This is a genomic window from Galbitalea soli (assembly GCF_010686725.1).
In the GTDB taxonomy this organism is placed as follows: domain Bacteria; phylum Actinomycetota; class Actinomycetes; order Actinomycetales; family Microbacteriaceae; genus Galbitalea; species Galbitalea soli.
In genome coordinates this window covers 1-12,934 of the sequence record NZ_JAAGWZ010000001.1, presented here as the reverse complement: position 1 = coordinate 12,934, position 12,934 = coordinate 1, and the positions used below count along the sequence as shown (strand labels likewise).

Below are 12,934 nucleotides of genomic sequence, written 5' to 3'. Positions count from 1 at the left end.
CGGTCGGGCCCCGGTGCGGCTCCGCGGGCGAGACGCCGCGGCTCGAGCGCGGTAGCGTGGATCAACCGACATTCGAGGAGCGACGTGCGCAAGTTCATCTTCAACGGCGAGATCATCAGCCTGCTCTTCTCGGGCATCAGCGCGGTGCGCTCGACCCGGAAGGGGCCGCGCGACTGGCGAACGGCGATGCTCTGGCTCAGCTGGGCCGCCACGCTCGCCGCGGCCATCGGCACCGTCGTCTACGAGGCGCGCGACAAGCAGCTGGGCGACTGAGCCCGCGCCGCTGCGCTGGCGAGCCGCTGGCGCCACACGACGGCACACCACGGCACGCCGCGCGCCGCGCGCCGCTCGCCGCTCGCCGCTAGGCCAGGAAGCCCCGCAGCAGGGCGGCCGAACCCTCCAGATGCTCCCGCATCGCCTCCGCGGCGCGCTCCGGGTCGCCTGTGAGGATCGCGATCACGATCGCCTCGTGCTGTTGATTGGAGTGCGCGATGTTGGGGGCCAGCAGCGGGATGCGGTCGAGCAGGCCGTTCAGGCGCGTCCGGTTGTCGGCGAGCAGCGAGACGAGCGAGGGCACCCCGACGAGCTCGCCGATGGTGAGGTGCAGGCGCGAGTCGAGGCGGCGGTAGTCGGGCTCCTCCGCGGCGGCCGTCTCGTGCATCCTCGACCACAGGGTCTCGCGGTCGGCGGCGCTCAGCGTGCGGGCCGCGGCCGCGCGGGCGGCCCCCAGCTCGAGGATCTCGCGCAGGCCGAGCACGTCCTCGAGCTCGGCGGGGTCGAGCAGCTCCCCCGGGCGCGGCTCCGTCGGCAGGGTGTCGGTCACGAAGGTGCCCCCATAGCGACCCCGGCGACTCACCAGGTAGCCCGCCTCGGCGAGCTCGCGGATCGCGTCGCGCACGGTGTCACGGCTCACCGAGAAGCGCACCGCGAGATCGCGTTCGGGCGGCAGCGCCTCGCCCGGGGCCACGATGCCGAGGCGGATGGTCTGCAGCAGTCGCGACACGGTGTCTTCGAAGGCGTTCCCGTTGCGGACGGGCCGGAACAGCGCCTCCTCGACGATGCCGGTGAAGCTCTCGACGACCGGCTCCACGGCCGCCATCACAGCGGGGTGACGTAGGCGGAGGAGATGCCGCCATCCACCAGGAACGTCGAGGCGGTGATGAAGCTCGCGTCGTCGCTCGCCAGGAAGGCGACCGCGGCGGCGAGCTCCTCGGGCTCGGCGAAGCGACCCTTCGGGATGTGCACGAGACGACGCTGGGCCCGCTCCGGGTCTTTCGCGAACAGCTCCTGCAGCAACGGGGTATTGACCGGTCCCGGGCACAGTGCGTTGACGCGGATGCCCTGCCTCGCGAACTGCACCCCGAGCTCCTTTGTCATCGCGAGCACGCCGCCCTTCGACGCCGTGTACGAGATCTGGCTGGTCGCCGAGCCCATGACGGCCACGAACGACGCGGTGTTGATGATCGACCCGGACTGCTGCGCGACCATGTGGCGGAGCGCCGCGCGCGAGCACAGGTAGACCGACTTCAGGTTGACGTCCTGCACCCGCTCCCAGGCGGGCAACTCGGTCGTCTCGATCGAGTCGTCGTCGGGCGGCGAGATTCCCGCGTTGTTGAAGGCGATGTCGACGCTGCCGTAGCGCGCGGCGGCGGTGTCGAAGAGGTGGTTCACCTGGGCCTCATCGGTCACGTCCACCTGCACGAAGAGACCGCCGACCAGCTCGGCCGCGGCCTCGCCGGTCTCGACGTTGAAGTCGCCGATGACGACCGTCGCCCCCTCCGCGGCGAAGCGCTTGGCGGTCGCGAGGCCGATGCCGCTCGCACCGCCGGTGATGACGGCGACCTTCCCGGCGAGACGCTGGGTGAGGTCGATGGGCGTGATCGTCATGTGCTCGTACTCCTAGTCGGTGCTGATGAAGACGTTCTTGGTCTCGGTGAAGGCGGTCGCCGCATCGGGTCCGAGTTCGCGGCCGAGACCACTCTGCTTGAACCCCCCGAACGGCGTGGAGTAGCGCACCGAGGAGTGCGAGTTGACCGAGAGATTACCGCTCTCGATCCCGCGGGCGACCCGGATGGCGCGCCCCACATCGCGCGTCCAGATCGAGCCCGACAGCCCGTAGATGCTGTCGTTCGCGAGCGCGATCGCGTCGGCCTCGTCGTCGAACGGCAGCACCGACACGACCGGGCCGAAGATCTCCTCGGTGACCGCGCGATCCGTGCGGGAGGCGGGGAGCAGCACGGTCGGCGGGAACCAGAAGCCGGGACCGTCGGGCGCTGTTCCCCGGAACGCGACCCGGGCATCCGGGCCGACGAACGACGACACCTTGTCGTGGTGGGCACGCGAGACGAGCGGACCCATCTCGGTGGCCTCGTCGCCCGGGAACCCGACGCGGACGGCGTGCACGGCCGGCTCGAGCAGCTCGAGGAAGCGGTCGAGCACCGAGCGCTGCACGAGGATCCGGCTGCGCGCGCAGCAGTCCTGACCCGCGTTCTCGAACACGGCGGAGGGCGCGGTCGCGGCGGCCCGCTCCAGATCCGAGTCGGCGAACACGACGTTGGCGCTCTTGCCGCCCAGCTCGAGAGTGACCGCCTTGACCTGCTCGGCGCAGCCGGCCATCACCCGCTTGCCGGTCACCGTCGACCCGGTGAAGACGATCTTCCGCACCGCGGGGTGGCTGACGAGGCGCGTGCCCACGACGTCGCCCCGGCCGGGCAGCACCTGGAACAGTCCCTCCGGCAACCCGGCATCGAGGGCGAGCGCGGCGAGGCGCAGAGCCGTGAGCGGGGTCCACTCGGCGGGCTTGAGCACGACGGCGTTGCCCGCGGCGAGCGCCGGCGCGAAGCCCCAGGCCGCGATCGTCATCGGGAAGTTCCACGGCACGATCACGCCGACGACGCCGAGCGGCTCGAGGAAGGTGACGTCGAGGCCGTCGGCGACGGGGATCTGGCGGCCGATCATCCGCTCGGGTGCCGCGGCGTAGTAGTTCAGCACATCGCGCACGTGGCCGGCCTCCCAGCGCGCCTGGCCGATGGGATGCCCGGAGTTGCGCACCTCGAGCCACGCGAGCTCCTCGATCGCAGCCTCCACGACCGCCGCGAACCGTCGCAGCGCACCCGCCCGTTCCGCGGGGGCGAGGGCCGCCCAGCGCCGCTGCGCCGACACCGCGCGCGCGACCGCGTCGTCGACCTCCTCCACGGTGCTGTGCCGCACGGTGCGGAGCACCGACTCGTCGGCGGGATTGATGAGGGCGATCGACGTCTCGGCCGGCTCAGTCACGGTACCCCCGCGCCGCCTCGACGAGGCCCTCGAACAGTCGGATATCGTCGCTCGTCTCCTCCGGGTGCCACTGCACCGCGACCCCGAACGGCACCCCAGGCAGCTCCACCGCCTCGATCACGCCGTCGTCGCTGCGGGCGGTGACGGTGAGGCCGTCGGCGAGCCGGTCGATGGCCTGGTGATGGTAGACCTTGGCGTCGACGCCCGAGCCGATCATCCCGGCGAGGGTGGTGCCGGGCTCGACCGCGACCGCGACCTCGTTGAAGGTGCCGCCGCCCAGGTTGTAGCGGGTGCTGCCGACGGCATCCGGCAGGTGCTGGATGAGCGTTCCCCCCAGCGCCACGTTCAGCAGTTGCGCCCCGCGGCAGATGCCCAGAAAGGGCAGGCCGCGATCGATCGCCGCCGTGATGAGCGCGTCCTCCCAGGCGTCGCGGTCGAGGCGCGGTGCGTCGGTGGTCGGGTGCGGCTCCTGCCCGTAGCGAGCCGGATCCACATCCTTGCCACCGGTGAGGATCAGGCCGTCGAGACCGTCGAGCACGCGGCCGGCGACCCCCGCGTCGACGGGTTGCGGCGGCAGGAGCACCGCAATCCCCCCGGCACGGGTGACCGCGTCGAAGTAGACCTTCGGCAGGAACGCCGCGGGGACGTCCCACACCCCGGTCTGCGCCTGCTCCAGGTAGGTGGTGAGCCCGATGACCGGTTTAGAAGCGCTCAAAGCCGCGGACCCTCTCCCAGTCGGTGACGGCCGAGTCGAAGGCCGCCAGTTCGACGCGGGCGTTGTTGAGGTAGTGCTCCACGACCTCGTCGCCGAACGCCTCGCGCGCGATCGCCGAGGAGGAGAACAGCTCGGCGGCCTCGCGCAGGGAGGTCGGCACGCGCGGGGTGTCGGAGCCGTAGGCGTTCCCGGTGAAGATGGGCTCGAGCTCGAGCTCGTGCTCGATGCCGTAGAGGCCGCCCGCGATGAGGGCGGCGACCGCGAGGTACTGGTTGACGTCGCCGCCCGGCACCCGGTTCTCGACGCGCAGGCTGTGGCCGTGGCCGACCACCCGCAGGGCGCAGGTGCGGTTGTCGGCGCCCCAGGCGATCGCGGTCGGGGCGAAGCTGCCCTCCACGTAGCGCTTGTAGGAGTTGATGTTGGGGGCGAAGAACAGGCTGAGCTCGCGGGTCGTCGCGAGCAGCCCGGCGAGCCAGTGCTCCATGAGGGGCGAGAAGCCGTGAGGCCCCTCCCCCGCCATGACCGCCGAGCCGTCCTCGCCGCGCACCGAGAGGTGGATGTGACAACTGTTGCCCTCGCGCTCATTGAACTTCGCCATGAAGGTGAGCGACTTGCCGTGGCGGTCGGCGATCTCCTTCGCGCCGTTCTTGTAGATCGAGTGGTTGTCGCAGGTCGCGAGGGCGTGCGCGTAGCGGAACGCGATCTCCTGCTGACCGAAGTTGCACTCCCCCTTGACCCCCTCGGAGTACATGCCCGCGGCATCCATCGAGTTGCGGATGTCGCGCAGCAGCGGCTCCATGCGCGTGGAGGCGAGCAGGGCGTAGTCGATGTTGTAGTCGCTCGCGGGGGTCAGGTCTTTGTAGCCCTTGGCCCAGGCCCCGCGGAAGGTGTCGTCGAAGACGATGAACTCGAGTTCCGTGCCCACGAACGGGACCAGTCCGCGCGCCGCGAGCCGGTCGATCTGTCCCTTCAGGATCGCGCGCGGACTCGGCGCGACGGGGGTGTCGTCGGGCAGGGTCAGATCGGAGATCACCATCGCCGTGCCGGGCAACCACGGCACGAGCCGCAGCGTGCTGAGGTCGGGGTGCATGACCATGTCGCCGTAGCCGGTCTCCCACGACGAGAGCGCGTACCCGTCGACGGTGTTCATCTCGACGTCGACCGCGAGCAGGTAGTTGCAGCACTCGGCACCGTGCTCGGCCAGCTCTTCCAGGAACAGCCGCGCCGAGGTGCGTTTCCCGACGAGTCGGCCCTGCATGTCGGTGAACGCGATGATGACGGTGTCGATGTCCTTCGACGCGACGAGCGCCTCCAGCTCCGGGATGCTCAGATTGCCCGATGCGGGCGGCGTGGGAACGCTCATGGTCGATTCGTCTCCTTCAACCCGACCATTACACCACAGCGCTCCCCGCGCATCCATGCGGTTCTGTAACGCGGTATTTACATCCAATGGTGGACACAACCCACCAATAGAGGCCATGCTCTCGGATAAGCGTGCGGCGATCATCCCCGCGATCGCGCACGCCACCGCACCCGATATCTGAATTCACCGCGCTGTGCGATCGGCACGCGCACGTCTCCCTGGAGGACTGCATGTCTGAAAAGAACATCTCCGGCGCCACCTATGTGAAGGCGGAGGCGGGCTACTTCGAGAAACGCACCCTCAGGCGCAGCGCCGGCTTCTGGGGCATCTGGGGACTCGGCGTCGCGGCCGTCATCTCGGGCGAGTTCTCGGGCTGGAACCTCGGCGTCGCCGATGCGGGCTTCGGCGGGATGACCATCGCGACGATCATCGTCATCGTCATGTACTTCACCATGCTGTTCTCCATCGGCGAGATGTCGGCAGCGCTGCCGCACACGGGTGGGGCCTACTCCTTCGCGCGCGCGGCCCTCGGGCCCTGGGGCGGATTCATCACCGGGCTCGCGGAGTCGATCGAGTACGTCGTCACGACGGCGGTCGTCGTCTTCTTCGCGGCGCAGTACGCCAACGGTGCGCTCGAGGCGTTCTTCAACGGCTTCAGCATCTCGCCGTACCTGATGTGGGCGATCCTCTACGCCGCCTTCGTGATCGTGAACGCGCTCGGCGCCGCGGTCGGCTTCCGGCTCGCGATCATCGTCTCCGTGCTCGCGATCGCGATTCTCGCCGTGTTCGTGATCGTCGCCTTCGCGACGGGATCCTTCTCGGTCGACAAGCTCTTCGACGTGAAGGCGACGGCCGGCAACAGCGCCTTCCTGCCCCACGGGTTCCTGCCCGTGCTCGCGGTGATCCCCTTCGCCATGTGGTTCTTCCTCGGCATCGAGGAGCTGCCGCTCGCGGCGGAAGAGTCGCACAACCCGCAGCGCGACATTCCCCGCGCCGGAATCTTCGCGCTCGTGACGCTGCTCATCTGCGCCGTCGTCATCTTCGTCGTCAACACGGGTGTGAACGGGGCGACCGCGATCCAGAAGTCGGGTCAGCCGCTTCTCGACGGCTTCGCCCTCATGGTGCCGAAGAGCCTGGCGGGAATCCTCGCGGTGTTCGCCCTCATCGGGCTGCTCGCCTCTCTGCAGGGCATCATGTTCGCCTACGGGCGCAACCTCTACTCGCTCTCGCGGGCCGGTTACTACCCGAAGTTCCTGTCGGTCACCGGCAAGCGGCAGACCCCGGTCATCGCGCTCGTGCTCGGCGCCGTCATCGGATACGTTCTGCTGGTGGTCGTGCAGTTCACGACCGACATCGGAAGCTCGGCGGCGACCGTCGCGGGGGCGATCGTGCTCAACATCGCCATCTGGGGCGCCGTGGTCGCCTACATCATGCAGATGATCTCGTTCATCGTGCTGCGCCGCCGCTACCCCAACGCGAAGCGTCCGTACCTCAGCCCGACCGGCATTCCCGGCGCGGTGATCGCGGGGGTGATCGCGCTCGTCATCTTCGTCGCCTTCCTGTTCTCGCCCGGCTACCAGATCGCGATCGCGGCGATCGCGGTCGTCTACATCGTCGGCCTCCTCATCTTCGGCTTCGTGAGCCGGCACCGGCTCGTGCTCTCGCCCGAGGAGGAGTTCGCGCTCAGCCACGGGCTGCACGGCAATCCGCAGGTCGAGGGCTACGACGAGATGGAGGACGAGGTCTTCGGCTCCGCCTCCTCCTGACGGCTCCTGCTCCTCCTGATGTCTCGGGGGCGCCACCTGTGAGGTGGCGCCCCCTCTCGCTCTTGCGCCCTTGCACGGGAATGCGCTAGGCGTCTCGGCGTGTCTGTCGGGCTCCCGCGCGCCTGACGCCGACAATGATGGGAACACGCCACGAAAGGCAGTCCATTGGCCTCACGTCTTCGATTCCTCCGCCCGGCCGTCGTCACGCCGCCCGAAGTAGACATGCAGAAGCTCGTCTACGAGTTGGTGCGCGAGCGCGCCGCCGCCATGTTCGGCCCGGGGTCGTCGTTCGCCGTCACCCTGCGCCGGTCGGACGAGAACGAGACGATGTTCACGGAGACGGTCGTCGAGACCCTCGCGTGGGACGTGTCGCTGGGCCTCGAGGGCGCCATGACCGCGAGCGCCGCCACGGCCGCCGCCACGTCCACGGGATCCATCAAGCTCCCCACGCGCCTCACCGCCTGACGACCGGCTCGACGCCGTGACGTCGGAGGATCGTTCCGAGCGGCGCGGGAGTCGCGTCCCCCGCCGACTCCCCCGGGCCAAGCGCCTCGCGCTGTGGGTTCTCGCCCTGCTACTGCTCGCCGTCATCGTCTTCCTCAGCTGGGCCAGCGTGCCGATGGCCGCGGAACGCGGGCCGTGGGCGGCCGTCCGAGCCGACCCGCGCATTCGCGTGACCGAGACCGGTGACGGAGTCGCCCTCATTCCCTCGAGCGTTCCGACGGGGGTGGGGCTCGTGTTCCTCGCCGGGGCGCGCGTCGACCCCGAGGCCTACGCGGCAAAGCTCGCCCCGCTCGTCGACGCCGGGGTCACCGTGGTGATCGCCCGCCCCACCCTGAATTTCGCGATCATCGAATCGCGCCCGCTCTCCACGTTCACTGCGCTCGCTCCCGGCGTGCGCAAGTGGTTCGTGGGCGGACACTCGCTGGGCGGGGTCCGGGCGTGCCAGTACGCGCACGACGACCCGTCGGTGGGCGGGCTGGTGCTGTTCGGCTCGTACTGTTCGGTAGACCTGTCGCGGTCATCCCTGCCGGTGCTCTCGGTGGCGGGGAGCCGCGACGGACTGAGCACGCCGGCGAAGATCGCGGCGAATGCCCGGTTGCTGCCGGCGTCGGCGAGGTTCGTGACGATCGCCGGCGCGGATCACGCGATGTTCGGCGATTACGGCGCGCAGCCCGGGGATAATACGGCGACCATCAGTGACGCCGAGATGCGCCGAGAGCTCACCGCGGCCGTTCTGCCGTTCCTCGGCTGAGCCGGTGGCGTCAGTGCTTGACGCCGGAGATCGCGAGGAACCCGCCGAGCCCGATCATGGCGACTCCGCCCGTCGCGCTGAGCCGCTCGATTCGCCGGGGTGAGCGCGCGAACCACGCGCGGGCGGCGCTGGCCACGAGGGCCCAGATGCCGTCGCTGACCAGGCTGATGACGAAGAACACGGCGCCCAGCAGCAGGAGCTGCGCCGGAGCGTTGCCCGCCGGAACGCTGATGAACTGCGGCAGGATCGCGATGAAGAAGACGACGGTCTTGGGGTTGCTCACCCCCACGAGGAGGCCCTCGGCGAAGGCGCGGAACCTGCTGCGCGGGGCGAGGGTGGGTGAGGCGGCGCGCTGCGCGCGGTGACGGATGGCCTGAATGCCGAGGTAGATGAGGAAGGCGGCACCGCCGAACTTGACGATCGTGAAGACGATCGTGGAGGCCTCGATGAGGGCGCCCAGCCCGAGGGCGACGGCGACGGCCTGCGCGAACACGCCCAGCGAGTTACCCGCGACGCTGAGGAGGCCGCCGATGCGCCCGAGTGAGAGGGCCCGCCCGATGACGAACAGGAGGCTCGGGCCCGGGATGAGGATCAGGACCGTGGCAGCGACACTGAAGGCGATCAGATTGGGGAGCGGAACCATGGGTCGATCGTAGCGACGAGCGGCGGCGCGTCAGGTTCGCGCCGCGTTCCACCCTTTCCACGGGTGCACGACGACCTTCATCTGGCCGGGCTCCCGTCCGACGGAGAGCGCGCGATCCACCTCGTCGAGACCGAATCGCCCGCTGACCAGGGCATCGAGATTCACGCGCCCGCTCGCGACGAGCTCGATGCCCGTCGGCCAGGTGTTCGCGTAGCGGAACACGCCGCTCACCCAGATCTCCCGGCTCTGGATCGCCGAGACGGGCAGCGCCATCATCTCGTGCCCCAGGCCGACCAGCATGGCGATGCCCGCCGGCCGAACGGCCTCGATCCCGGCGATGACCGCCGAGGGCACACCGGATGCGTCGACGAAGGCGTCCACCCCGAGGGTGCTGACGTCGTCGTGTGCGGGGTCGAGCACGACGGTCGCGCCGTGCTCGAGGGCGAAGGCGCGGCGCTGGGCATCCACGTCGGTCACGATGACCTCGGAGGCTCCGAAGGCGCGTGCGGTCTGAGCGACGATGACGCCGATCGGCCCCGCGCCGGCCACGAGCACACGACTGCCGACGCCCACCTGCGCGCGCTGGCAGGCCCAAATCGCGACCGACAGTGGTTCGATGAGCGCCGCGGCCTCGTCGCTGACCGTGTCGGGCACGGCGTGCGCGAAGTCGGACTGGATGGCGACGAATTCGCAGAACGCGCCGTTGATGGGCGGGGTCGCGAAGAACTCCATGTCGGGGCAGAGGTTGTAGCGCCCCGCCTTGCACTGCGTGCAGACGCGGCACGGGCGCTGCGGTTCGACGGCGACCCGCTCACCGATGCGCCGGCGATCCACTGCGGCGCCGACGTCGACGATCGTGCCCGACAGTTCGTGCCCGAGGATGATCGGCGCCTCCACCACGAACGGGCCGACTCGCCCGTGCTCGAAGTAGTGCACGTCGCTGCCGCACACCCCGACCGCGGAGACCTCGATGAGCACCTGATCGGCGTCGAGCGGGGGAACCTCGATGATGGAGGTCTCGACTACCCCCGCGCGCTCGAGGAGGGCGGCTCGCATCAGTGCGACCATGGTGACCTTTCGGTGAGGGGTGTGAGTGGGGCGCGGTGGGCGGTGCGCTCCGCCGCGAGCGCAGCGATGCCCCGCGTCGCCAGCGTGTGCTCGGCCGCTGCGAGGCTGGCGAGGAAGTCGTCGAGCTCGGGGAGCGCAGCAGCGTCGATGGCGAGTGCCCAGCGGGCGCGATCCGCGGCCCCCGCGCGGTGGCGCCACGCGGCGACGATGGCGGCGGACAGCTCCGCGGAGCAGCCCGCATCGAGGCGCGTCCGAACGATGGGGAGCAGCCAGTCGACCGGGTGCGGACTGGCCTCGACCGCCGGGAGTCGGCCACGATACCGGGGCTCGGCGAGACGATGCCGGAACCGACGCTCGGCCTCCGCCAGTTCGGCGACGGCGATTCCCCGCAGGGTCGGCCCGACCTCGTCGGCGAGAAACGCGACGAGCAGGCGGGCGAGCGTCGGGTGCCGACCGACCTCGTGCAGATATCGGTATCCCGCGAGAGCGCCCAGGTAGGCCGCCGCGGTGAGCCCACCGCGCTGCAGGCGGATCGTGAGGAGTTCGTAGGGCTCGATGTCGTCGACGACGGAGACCCCGCTGATCTCGAGGTGCGGTCGACCAGCCCCGAAATCGTCTTCGACGGCCCAGCGATCGCCGGGCTCGGTGATGACCGGCCACCCGTCGCTCAGCCCGGTCGCTCGAGCGACCGAGGTGACGTCGAACGCCGTGGTCGGCGTGGCGGCGGGTTCCACCACGGCCCGGGGGAATCGCACCTCGCGATCGATCCAGTCGGCGAGTCGCTCATCCAGACCGCGGGCGGTCTCGGTCACGGCGCCACGCGCGCGTTCCCCGTTGCCCGGCGGATCGTCGCAGGACAGCACCGTGAACGGGAGCATTCCCCGCTCCCGTCGTCTCCGCAGCCCCTCCACCACCAGCCGGATGGCGAACCCGTACCCGCCGCGCGCCGCCGCCAGGGAGACGATGCGGACGGCGGGATCGAGGAGTCGTGCGACCACGGCGCGCGGATCATCCGGTGCATAGAGGCAGCCGACCATGCTGCCGATGATGCGGTGGTCGACGCTGCCGTCTCGATTGCGGAGGATGAGCGTGTAGAGGCCGTCCTGGCGCGCGAGCGTCTCGACCACCCGGCGTTCGCTCGGGTGGACGCCGATGCCGCAGATGCCCCAGTCCATGGCCTGACCGAGGTTCATCAAGGTGTCGATGGCGACCGCCTGCTGGGCGCGGTGAAACCCTCCCACGCCGAGTTGGACGATGCCGACCCCCACGGCCGCCCGGTCGTACGACGGGCGGGCGACTCGGACGTCGAGCCGATCGACGCTCGCGTCGGACAGGGTGGGGAGGGTGATGGACATCGCGCCTTCGTCGGTGATGGATGCGCGTCTGCGCGGGACGGGGCCTCGGCACCATCCCGCTCCGACCGGGACCATGGATGCCGTCGGAGCGAGCCTCGAGGCGCCGAGGCCCGACAGAAGGCAACGGTAGGCGAGGTACGGCGCACACTCCGCGCTCGATTCCGCGAAGTTCTGGTACTTTTTTTCGACAGTCAGACCAGACCGGGCGCGGTCATCCAGAGGAGACCCGTGCGCCCTGCCGCCCCTGCCCCCACCCCCATCGCCGCACCCGCGACCCGACTGCACCTCGGCGGTCGCCCGTTCAGCGATCTTGCCCGCCCACGCGGGCAGGATGCGCGCCGAGCCGGGGGCGACCACTCGGCCGACCCGGGCTTCGGTTTCGTCGACCGCGACTATCCGCCCACCGAGACGGAGACTCAGGGCCCCACCGGGTACGAGATCCACCTGGTGCGCCGCACGAGCGGGCACTACATCATCGGTGATCGCGTCGGCCGATTCAGCCCGGGTCACGTCTCGCTCGTCGGCCCGCATCTCCCGCGCGAGTGGATCAGCGACGTCTCCCCCGGCACCGTGGTGCGCGCCCGCGACGGGGTGGTGCATTTCGACGACGCGTGGTTCGAGAAGTGCGCCGCGGTGATCCCCGAGCTGGGCCAGGCGCGCGCGCTGCTGCGTGCCTCGCACCGGGGAATCGTGTTCGGGGGGCGAACGGCGGAGCGCGCGGCGGAGGAGATCGAGGGCGTCGGGAGGTCATCCGGGCCGACCCGCATGGGGCACTTCCTGGCCCTGATCGGGCTCCTCCTGGGGGCACCGGAGTCGGAGCTGCGGTTCGTCTCGCACCGCTGGCTGGCGACGCCCGCATCGCGCGACGAGGCGGCCGCACTGGACGCGGGCCTCGCCTACGTGTATGCCAACATCGGCGGGCCGGTCACCCTCTCCGAGGCGGCCCGGCGGGCCCGGATGTCGCAGCCGACCTTCTCCAAATACTTCCGCCGCGCCAGTGGGGGCACCTTCACCGAGGTGGTGCGCACGCTGCGGATCGCGAAGGCGCGCGAGCTGCTGACCCACACCACCGATCCGATCGCCGCGATCTGCTTCGCGGCCGGATTCAGCGGGCTCACCAACTTCAACCGGCAGTTCCGTCGCGAAACGGGGATGACCCCGCGCGAGTACCGCACGGCCTCGCGGTCGGCGGCGCAGCACTCGTGACTCCGGCGAGCCGTGCCAACCGTTCCGGTGGGCCCACGGTCACTGACGTCGGCGCTGGCGGAACGACATGAAAGAGCCCGGCCGATGGCCGGGCTCTCAGTGACATATCTCGCGACTCATCTGCGACACATGTCGCGAGTCATCACACTGTGGATCCAAGGGTGTCTGGGTTCAGGACATAGGAAACCGGTGTGTCAGGACATAGGAAACCCTGCACCGGTCACGATGACGGATGACGATCGCCCGACTGGTTATCACCGCCGTTATCCTCGAGGGCCGCACCCAGG

General features: G+C 70.1%; 13 protein-coding genes. 5 read left to right on the top strand and 8 right to left on the bottom strand.

The genetic code is table 11. The features are described 5' to 3' along the window. Positions 1–84: 84 nt before the first annotated feature. A complete protein-coding gene (locus G3T37_RS00060; RefSeq protein ID WP_163471291.1) occupies positions 85–273 on the top strand; it encodes a hypothetical protein in 189 nt (62 codons plus the stop codon). A gap of 88 nt (positions 274–361) precedes the next feature. Here the strand turns inward: G3T37_RS00060 and G3T37_RS00055 are convergent, their stop codons facing one another. From G3T37_RS00055 to G3T37_RS14690, 5 genes are read right to left on the bottom strand one after another with little or no spacing between them, the layout of a single operon-like run. Next, positions 362–1,099, bottom strand: coding sequence for a FadR/GntR family transcriptional regulator (locus G3T37_RS00055; RefSeq protein WP_163471288.1), 738 nt, complete (start codon positions 1,097–1,099; stop codon positions 362–364). Continuing rightward, entirely contained in the window at positions 1,099–1,887 is a 789-nt protein-coding gene (locus tag G3T37_RS00050; protein ID WP_163471286.1) for a 3-oxoacyl-ACP reductase, read from the bottom strand. The genes G3T37_RS00055 and G3T37_RS00050 overlap by 1 nt, the downstream gene beginning before the upstream one ends. A gap of 12 nt (positions 1,888–1,899) precedes the next feature. Next, positions 1,900–3,252 (bottom strand): aldehyde dehydrogenase family protein, encoded by a 1,353-nt coding sequence (locus tag G3T37_RS00045; protein ID WP_422110969.1) that lies wholly within the window; start codon positions 3,250–3,252, stop codon positions 1,900–1,902. A 16-nt stretch (positions 3,253–3,268) separates the two neighbouring features. Further along, positions 3,269–3,991: a gamma-glutamyl-gamma-aminobutyrate hydrolase family protein gene (locus G3T37_RS14695; RefSeq protein ID WP_241732036.1), complete on the bottom strand. Its 723-nt coding sequence runs from the start codon at positions 3,989–3,991 to the stop codon at positions 3,269–3,271. Further along, positions 3,978–5,354 carry a glutamine synthetase family protein gene (locus G3T37_RS14690; protein ID WP_241732035.1) on the bottom strand — a complete coding sequence of 459 codons (1,377 nt, stop codon included), beginning with the start codon at positions 5,352–5,354 and terminating at the stop codon, positions 3,978–3,980. Before G3T37_RS14690 ends, G3T37_RS14695 begins: the two co-directional genes overlap by 14 nt. Before the next feature lie 230 nt (positions 5,355–5,584). On the opposite strand from G3T37_RS14690, the gene G3T37_RS00035 reads away from it, so the two are divergent. The 3 genes from G3T37_RS00035 (at position 5,585) to G3T37_RS00025 (ending at position 8,375) form a co-directional block, all read left to right on the top strand. Then, the gene (locus tag G3T37_RS00035) at positions 5,585–7,120 is read left to right on the top strand and encodes an amino acid permease (RefSeq protein WP_163471282.1); all 1,536 of its coding nucleotides are present in this window, start codon (positions 5,585–5,587) and stop codon (positions 7,118–7,120) included. Positions 7,121–7,342: 222 nt separating this feature from the next. Next, a complete protein-coding gene (locus tag G3T37_RS00030; RefSeq protein ID WP_163471280.1) occupies positions 7,343–7,585 on the top strand; it encodes a hypothetical protein in 243 nt (80 codons plus the stop codon). A 16-nt stretch (positions 7,586–7,601) separates the two neighbouring features. After that, on the top strand, positions 7,602–8,375 hold the full coding sequence (locus G3T37_RS00025; RefSeq protein WP_338401128.1) for an alpha/beta hydrolase: 774 nt from the start codon (positions 7,602–7,604) through the stop codon (positions 8,373–8,375). 10 nt (positions 8,376–8,385) lie between these two features. Here the strand turns inward: G3T37_RS00025 and G3T37_RS00020 are convergent, their stop codons facing one another. The 3 genes from G3T37_RS00020 to G3T37_RS00010 are packed head-to-tail and all read right to left on the bottom strand — an operon-like array spanning position 8,386 to position 11,441. Then, entirely contained in the window at positions 8,386–9,018 is a 633-nt protein-coding gene (locus G3T37_RS00020; protein ID WP_163471278.1) for a LysE family translocator, read from the bottom strand. A gap of 30 nt (positions 9,019–9,048) precedes the next feature. Continuing rightward, on the bottom strand, positions 9,049–10,074 hold the full coding sequence (locus G3T37_RS00015; RefSeq protein WP_241732034.1) for an NAD(P)-dependent alcohol dehydrogenase: 1,026 nt from the start codon (positions 10,072–10,074) through the stop codon (positions 9,049–9,051). Next, positions 10,074–11,441, bottom strand: a complete 1,368-nt coding sequence (locus G3T37_RS00010) for a mannitol dehydrogenase family protein (RefSeq protein ID WP_163471274.1) — start codon at positions 11,439–11,441, stop codon at positions 10,074–10,076. Before G3T37_RS00010 ends, G3T37_RS00015 begins: the two co-directional genes overlap by 1 nt. 228 nt (positions 11,442–11,669) lie before the next feature. Between G3T37_RS00010 and G3T37_RS15225 the strand changes: the two genes are divergently transcribed. Then, positions 11,670–12,647 (top strand): helix-turn-helix domain-containing protein, encoded by a 978-nt coding sequence (locus G3T37_RS15225; RefSeq protein WP_163471272.1) that lies wholly within the window; start codon positions 11,670–11,672, stop codon positions 12,645–12,647. Positions 12,648–12,934 lie beyond the last annotated feature (287 nt).

Bases quoted from the DNA above. Each gene is read 5' to 3' on its own strand.
- G3T37_RS00015 (WP_241732034.1), bottom strand. From the start codon at position 10,074: ATGCGAGCCGCCCTCCTCGAGCGCGCGGGGGTAGTCGAGACCTCCATC.
- G3T37_RS00035 (WP_163471282.1), top strand. From the start codon at position 5,585: ATGTCTGAAAAGAACATCTCCGGCGCCACCTATGTGAAGGCGGAGGCG.
- G3T37_RS00055 (WP_163471288.1), bottom strand. From the start codon at position 1,099: ATGGCGGCCGTGGAGCCGGTCGTCGAGAGCTTCACCGGCATCGTCGAG.
- G3T37_RS00010 (WP_163471274.1), bottom strand. From the start codon at position 11,441: ATGTCCATCACCCTCCCCACCCTGTCCGACGCGAGCGTCGATCGGCTC.
- G3T37_RS00020 (WP_163471278.1), bottom strand. From the start codon at position 9,018: ATGGTTCCGCTCCCCAATCTGATCGCCTTCAGTGTCGCTGCCACGGTC.
- G3T37_RS14690 (WP_241732035.1), bottom strand. From the start codon at position 5,354: ATGAGCGTTCCCACGCCGCCCGCATCGGGCAATCTGAGCATCCCGGAG.
- G3T37_RS00050 (WP_163471286.1), bottom strand. From the start codon at position 1,887: ATGACGATCACGCCCATCGACCTCACCCAGCGTCTCGCCGGGAAGGTC.
- G3T37_RS00030 (WP_163471280.1), top strand. From the start codon at position 7,343: ATGCAGAAGCTCGTCTACGAGTTGGTGCGCGAGCGCGCCGCCGCCATG.